Genomic DNA, 7,680 nt, shown 5'->3' with positions numbered 1-7,680 from the left:
GCGTTTAACTTGAAGGCCAAGTACCCGTCTGCCAGCTACATCCATCATTTCCACCACTACGTCATCCATCGGGTGAGCAGCCGCTTGTTGGACCGCGACTGATGTGACCACCCCCGTACAACCCGCTGCGTGCCCTTCGAGTAATAGCGCCGCGAGGTAGTAGGCCACCACTTGGTCTTCGTAGTTAAATCCAGCGCCGCCAGTCAGCTCGGTGGAAGTGGATTGGCTTTTGCTACCTGCAGTCATGAAGAATCCTTTCCATCTTGTTATCCGACTTGGTGTTTATCAGCGCTTCGACGCATGTGGCTAGGACGCTATGAACGCTACCTGCAACCGCCGTCTCAGTTAGTGCTAGTAACGAATTGTAGGGCGATCTGACGTTAATTGGCAGTGGTCACGGGCCATGTCTGGCGGTACTCCTTTGGCTGGGAGCTGCTCTCGCCTTTCTCCCTGCCATTGACCGGCTACGGAATGAGAGTAGGTCTAAGCCGATCGTGCGCTCCGCACACGCTATCAATGGCTGGCCATACAGACCATACCAAGCGCTGCCGATACAACGCATCGCCCACGCATCATTCCTGCGTGGCTGTCGCATCCAGCGCATGACGTTCCAATGCCACCTTTACCAACGCTAACGTCTCTAGACCTGCCCCACTCAGTGGTATGGACTCCAATTGAACAACCCATTCTGAGACGCGAGTGAGCCCCATCATGTATTCCAGTGTGCTATGCGAGATGTAGGCCGTGCGAGTATCCCCATTGCTCGTGGGTATGCTTTGAAAACTAGTGTATGCACGCGCGAACTGAAGGAATCGGGTCGGTGAGGTGACATGTCTGACCACCCAGCCGCGGCCCTCATTATCTGTCTCGCTGTAGCGATTGAGGTCATTGAGATATGACGCAACGTCTTCGTCAGCCAGAAATGCATCGGGATCACTGTCTGCCACATCACGCACAGTGGCTATATACAGGCTTTTCAACTGCTCCAGTCCCAAATCGTCGAATATGCCGATATCGCCTCTGCGCCGCAAAGCGTAGTCTGCGGCCAGCAGATCATGCGCAACGACTAAGCTGGGCAAAGCGTTAAACGCCTGGATGACCAGTTGGCTTCGCACACTCTCCTGCTCATGACGCTTCAGGAAAAGGCGTAGCAATCGCAACACCCGCTCACGAGGGGAAAAGAAGGTGTGAGACATGCGTCGACCGACTCGTTCGCCGGCTCGCAGCAAGGTCTGTACAACTGTCGCTGACTGTTCGAGCGGAAACTCGTCCACAAGGCCCAGCAAGCGCTGCAAAATTTCCGATTGGCGGTTGTCTTCAAAAGTGACCAGTAACGCTGCGAAGTTCTCTGGCTCGGTGATTCGTCGGGAAAACTCGTGTAATAGCGAATTAGGTAGCTCCTGTGCAGGAATCGACATTTCGTAATATCTATCAAACACCTTTTCGCAGCATACTCGAGAGTCAATCAGCCAGCGAAGCTGGATTGGCTGGTCGTAATGGGTGTTAGTGAACACCCAGTCGAGGGTCGGGAACATCTCCTTCAGCAACCGACGGGTTGCTGGCTTATGAGGCATTGGAGCGAGATTCACCAATAGGTCGATCACTTCAATAACACGGTTACGCTGCGCTTCATTTTGTCGAGCGTAGGGCTCGCTGCCGGTGAGGAGCATTTTGTGCCGCGGCATTTCTGCGTAGGTCTCCGGGGCGAAAATCCGGAGGCACTCTAAGGCAAATAGATCGACCGCATTGATCTCCGCTACCTCGGTGCCGCGTAGCAGCCGGCAGTGAAACGCCAAAGTCGAGGCGTAGCGATAGACGTGACGTAAGTTGCCAAAAAAAGGACGCATACCACGCTGAAACATCTCAGCCCAATATGTTTTATCAAAACGCTGTTGCAGCTGCGGCTCACTGTCCAGGATGGCATTCAGCCTGCTGAAAAGAATTTCCTCAAGCTGACTACCCGAGATTGCCGGGACGCTGAACGGTACCTGGATGATTTTTTCCAGATAATCCGCTCCGTCAAAGCCCGCTCGCTCGAGACCTTGCTCGACAGTGTCGCGCTGGAACAACAAGAGGAACACCACATTGGCGAAATCCATGTGTGCCTTAACCAGCTGAAACATGGCTTTCAACTGCTCGGTCGACAGACGGTCTAGGTCATCTAGGACAATCAACAGCGGTTGTTGCCGGTCGCTGAGTAACTGCTGCAGTTGCGCGCGAATCTGACTGAGGGTTAACTCATTATCCTTAGCCTGCTGCTCCAAGATATTCGACTTTCTAAGGCACCATTCCGCTCCCTGTTTCAGCCAAGGGGCGATACTTCCGAGCCAGCTTACGGCACTGAGTGTCCAGATGGTCATCTGTGCAGCTGTACCTTCAGCGACCGTGCCCAGTGCGGTTGTCACTAAGGCTGAACCGAGCAGGATAGGCGCCCATTTAGCAGTTTGGTTGAGGACGTTAACCCCCGCGTTCAAGCGACGCTCGTAACGCCGAAGCACTTTGGCCAATTCCTTGTCAGCTTCGGTAGGATCGTGGCGCTGAACCACCCGAGAGACCTCTTCGAAGAACGCACTGCTGAGCTTTTCTTGTCCCGCCCATTGCCAGGGATTGAACTCAATCACCTGGCAGCCTTGGTTGTTCGTCAACTGCTCCAGAGTCATATTTTTAATCGAGCTCTTGCCGCTTCCCCAACTGCCCGTAAGGCTGATGACCAAACTTTCTTGGTTCTGCCAGGAGCTGACGGCCCACGCCAGACGCTGGGCAAAGTCGGCTCGATCAAGCAGATCGTCTTGTTGTCGAGCTATCGGTCGATCATGGGCAAAACGCAGCTCATCGTGGTTCATCAACAGCTCCTAGACTGAACGAGTTAGCGTCAAAATTAATGCTGCAATTGTATGCCGCATTCTGGTCGGTCACACACCACCTCTGATGCCTGAATGCGCTGACACTTGGCTTGCAACGTTTGATACATCTGCGCGGAGTATGCGCTCGAGATATTGGCATTCCCCTGCTGCGGAACCGTGCCGCGCTTCGGATCGGCATTTTCGCCGTCCGAGCACTGCACACGGTCCCGCATGGTTTTCGGCTGCTCCTTAGGGCGTGGCGATACTAAGCGGCTACTCAAGTTGCTGGATCGGATACTGTTGCCGAAATTCATCTATCTGCGCTTTTTGCTGGCCGGTTATTTGCTAACGCTTGTCCAAACGGATTGGTCAGCCGATTGGTCCTCGCAGACGCCCAATGAACCTCAGAGCCCACCAAAGGTGCATTGCACGCCTCATGGCGACACCCACTTATGCAGTAGCAGTTTACAATCAGCAGGCATTTGTAGGCATGGTCAGTACGCCCATCGGAGAAATTTAACGCGGCGGGCGAGCGTGCTCAGTGGGACACTGATCCCTGCCGCAAGCGTCTCTCAATCGACGTCATCGTGCTATTGAGGGTTTTTAACTGCTTTACCAGATCAGGCCCGAAACCGTGCTCTGCAGACTCAGAACCGCCAAAAATCCTTACGTCCAGGTTCGACGCAGCTTGAAGTTTTTTCGCGAACAACCCCTTGTGTCGGCCCCGGTAGTAAAGAACATCAACGAGGATAGCTTCATCGCCAATATATTTCGTCAATCCTCCGTACTGCCCCCAAGTGATCGAAATTCGCTGCCCGGGCGCGAGAAAGGGCACTCCGTCGACAATGGCACCTGATGTCATTGCCTCTGGCATTTCCACCGGCTGTTGAATCCCGAAAGCCTGGTGAGGTAGTGGACGACTCGTACGAAAGGTGATTGCGTGAGCCGCCCCACGTCCGATGTTTTCGATGAAAAGATTAATGATTGACTGTCGCTGCAGGTCGGGTTGGGCGTAGACGATCACAACCGGATCAGTGGCCGACCGGAAAACGGCATATGTGACTATGGCCGTCGCGACAGCAATCACAGCCATGAAAATTGATACCCACTCCGCTATACCCATTCCTCATCCCTATTCGAAACGGCGCGATCGCCAGATTTACCAATATATCAAGCAATGGCGTGCGAGGTGGGCCTACCTTCCGAATCAGGCATCCACTAGGATGGCCCCCCTGAATTACAGCCGCTCGTTCCGCTGCGTGGTGACCCGGTAGCCAACCAGTTCGTGCTTCAAAAAACCCTTAGGGGCCATCTTGACCGGGGTGCGGTCGACGCGCGTTCACTAGAACGATCTTGGCATTCAAGAGAGCTAATGCGGCTTCTTAGAGGCCTTGTCTTGCCCCCAATGGGTATCGCCCTCCACTTCACGCGTGGTGCCAGACGAAAGCATCAGGGTCTGCCGAGGGTAGAGATCCATGAGGTCAGAAACACGGGCGAAATCCTGCGTGGTTTCAGCCCACTGGTAGCCACTCTCCAAGGGGTAGTAGTTCACAGCGTGCAAGAGAACGCCGGCCACCGTTGTACCGGACGCATCGTAGTTCGCGACGTTGTCGATGTTCTTCGCCCTTCTCATCTCCTCGATCACGATGCCATCACGGGTTTCATAGAACACGTGGATGACACCAGGTTTGTCAGGTGGGATCTGGGTCACCGCGTCGTTGATCAGGCTCTTGAAGTGCTTCGAGCGTAGCCCGAGCGAAATCTCATAGTCACAGCGCCACTGAGCCGCGACGCAATTCGCAACGTTCTCGACAAAGATGTTGAGAATGCTATCAGGAGGGCCAGCGCGAACGATACCTCCCGCGATCGTCGCAATGCTGCGCTTCTCGTTGCTGTCGACGTCACCGAACACCAGTGACTCATGCTGCGGGCTGTTGGGGCGGACGGAGAAGCGGCGATAATGACGCTCAAGTGGCCCCCTTTCAACCCAACGCAGTTCGACACTGATCGATCCGATTCTTGCCTGACCCGCACCCTTCTCAAGCACTACATCCACCACCCTGATCACGTCCTCTACCGACGCCTGTGCGACCTGGTCATGGAACGTGACATCAACAATGCTCCAGGGCGCAACCTTCAGCAGGTGGAGGCTAAGTCTCGCCCAGATCCGAGCCCAAGCTTGCCGCTCTTCCAACGAGTGCCTAGTTTGGTGGGCAGCTCGCTTGCACTCGACATAGAAGCTGGCGTTACCTGCTTGGACGAGCAGATCGGGGGTCTTCTTGGTCTTTCCGTCCGGCCAGGTGATGCTCATCTCCGGAAGGAAGAAAACCTGGTAGCCGTTTTTCAGGTAGAACGCGGCGGTCAGCAGCTCAAAGAGCTGGGTGTCGGGCTGGTTGTTGTTCGCCAACATTTTGTCCAGAACACCACCGACGTACGGGATGTTGCGAATCTGCTCAGCGACAGAGCCAATCGCCATGGCGTAGGGGTAAACGCGCTTACTGCTGTAGGCGGAATCGCTTTCCTGCACATCATAGGCCTGCTCGCATGCTAGGATGTACCAGTCAACGTCCCCATCTTCCGGCTCGAAGAGCTGAAGCTCGATCGGCAGAGCAAGGTTCAGGTTATCTTCCTTCTCGCGTACGCGCGCCTCATAGGCAGCCTTGCGCTTCGCCCAGGCCTGCTCGCCAAGCCTTTCGACCAACAGCCTGTAGAACGCCTTGATACGCGAACGCTCTATCTGCCGAACCAGATCCATAGCCACATCCTCCTTGCAGTGCACTGAGGGTAAGCGCTGCACAATCAAACTGCCACCAGCCGCTAAACGCGACTTCCATGGCCGAGTACGCCTCCAGCAGGTTGCCCCGTCACCCTGCCCTACTGGATCAGCTAGCAGGCAGAAACAACAAAGCCCAGCAGTGAGGCCGGGCTTTGCAGGATGGGGTACACTGGAGGCGTTATGAGGTTTTGCGACGAGCGAAGATCGAGGTGATCACCTGAGTAGTTTCGCCACCCGCAAAGTTGGGGTTATGAGCTTGTCCGTATAGGAAAGTGCTGCCGGTGCGATCCCAGCGAGACACTTTCACATCGTAGACCTCAAAACCTACAGGCCCGAACACGTGCTCGTCATAGTCGGCCTTTTGGCTCTCAAAGATCTGAGCATCGCTGGCAGAGGTTGCCAACCCGCCCCGGCTTACCAAGTTGATGATCTCCACGGAGTCAACAGATACCTTGGGCGAGACAACGATGTCCTCGATGTGCTCACGGTACAGCTTGGCCTTCTCGAAGACGTTCGGCTCGCCAACGGTATGTGCGTTGATGTCATCCCCGTGCGACCCGATAAACCATGCCACGACCACCTTGGGCTGGAAATCCGCGATGACCTTGAGATCTTCATCGTTGAGCTCGAAGAGGTCACAGTGGTGAATCTGCGCGCTCTGACCGGCTTCTTTCAGCCGCGCCGAGGCCTTGGCGATCAGGTGTTCGTTGTTGTCCAACGCCAGGACGGCTCGTCCCTCGGCAAGATGCTTCGTACCGTTGCCAATACCGCAACCGACCTCCAGCACACGCTCAAGAGGGATATCCTGCGCGAGCCGCTTGTAGACGCTGTGCGACTCAAACGATTGGGACTCGCTCTCCCAGATCTCGGAATACTGAATGGCATTCGAAGTCTCAAACATGCTTCTTCCTTAAGATACATCAAAAAGTAAAAGTACTAGAGGTTTCATAACACGTAATTGTTACCTTCGCATTACGCACCTGAAGTCTCTGAGACTTCAGTCTGTCAGCAAATATTTCAAAGCCGAGAATCAGTCAGTAATGAAACCTTGTGTACGCCACTGCTCCCTCACGAAATCACCGAAGCTATAGTCTTTGCTAAGGTCAAGTCCATCTGCGTGATCACAAACGATAATTTGTGGCCTCATGCCCGCTTGCTTAGTCATTATCCACTCTGACGCTCGGCACCCTGGGCGAGCAGGCTCAAAGCAACCCGGGCCGCCACTGGAGCAGGCATAAAAGGGGCAGAAGAACCGGCGGACCATGCACTCGGGAGAAGTCGGGCGGGATTAACGACGAAAATTCATATGGTCAGCGACGCCCGAGGTGTACCAATGCATTTCAGCCTGTCCGGCGGGCAGGCCAGCGATATCTCGCATGCACAGCCTCTACTTGATGGTGTTCAAGTGCATACAGGCTGGGGCAGGCCTCGCAAGCGATGCCGCAAACTCGTGGCAGACAAGGGTTACGATGCTGAATCACTCCGCCTGTACTGCGATCGCTATCGCATGCAACCTGTCATTCCCTACCGCGCCATGAGGCGGAAACCGAAGCCCGGTTTGCCTCGACTACTCGTCAAGCCCGAGTACAGAGAGCGGAATGTCATCGAGCGTCTGTTTTGCTGGCTGAAGGAACACCGCCGTCTGGCGACCCGCTACTGCAAACTCACAACAAGTTATGCCGCGATGGTTACACTGGCCTGCTGCCGGCGGTGTTTACGACACCTCATTTCGTACAGGGCCTAGGACGAACACTACACCAACGGTGCACGGGCTACACTAGGCAAAAATCCATAACCCGTGGTTTGCGGGCCCTCGCCAACGAGTGACCGAAAAATCAGCGATACGTGCCGAATTGCCACGTGAGTATCCCCAAACGGTCCATACAACAAATGACAAAATCTATCGAGACACCCACTGCAGTTGACTGAAACCAGAGCTTAGCCATAACTTAATACTTAACCGCATTCAATTTAGGTTGACATATGAAAAGCACAGATCCAAAAGAAATTGTTAAGAACGATCAAATAAAAGCGGCAACTCATGTCGAGCGATTAAAGACT

4 protein-coding genes and 1 pseudogene are annotated in these 7,680 nt (G+C 54.5%); 1 reads left to right on the top strand and 4 read right to left on the bottom strand.

Annotated elements, in window-relative coordinates; genetic code table 11:
• Positions 1-572 precede the first annotated feature (572 nt).
• From NP534_RS24305 to NP534_RS24290, 4 genes are all read right to left on the bottom strand, one after another.
• Entirely contained in the window at positions 573-2,843 is a 2,271-nt protein-coding gene (locus NP534_RS24305) for a KAP family P-loop NTPase fold protein (protein WP_274100398.1), read from the bottom strand.
• Between the two features lie 538 nt (positions 2,844-3,381).
• A complete protein-coding gene (locus NP534_RS24300) occupies positions 3,382-3,966 on the bottom strand; it encodes a hypothetical protein (RefSeq protein ID WP_274100397.1) in 585 nt (194 codons plus the stop codon).
• 246 nt (positions 3,967-4,212) lie between these two features.
• On the bottom strand, positions 4,213-5,598 hold the full coding sequence (locus NP534_RS24295; RefSeq protein ID WP_274100396.1) for a hypothetical protein: 1,386 nt from the start codon (positions 5,596-5,598) through the stop codon (positions 4,213-4,215).
• 199 nt (positions 5,599-5,797) lie between these two features.
• Positions 5,798-6,520 (bottom strand): class I SAM-dependent methyltransferase, encoded by a 723-nt coding sequence (locus NP534_RS24290; RefSeq protein ID WP_274100395.1) that lies wholly within the window; start codon positions 6,518-6,520, stop codon positions 5,798-5,800.
• Between the two features lie 303 nt (positions 6,521-6,823).
• Between NP534_RS24290 and NP534_RS24280 the strand changes: the two are divergent.
• Positions 6,824-7,363, top strand: a pseudogene (locus NP534_RS24280) (IS5 family transposase); the annotation flags it as partial.
• Positions 7,364-7,680: the final 317 nt, after the last annotated feature.

Source organism: Pseudomonas sp. 39004, from assembly GCF_028682155.1.
GTDB lineage: Bacteria > Pseudomonadota > Gammaproteobacteria > Pseudomonadales > Pseudomonadaceae > Aquipseudomonas > Aquipseudomonas capeferrum.
This window is presented reverse-complemented; position numbering and strand designations above follow the sequence as displayed.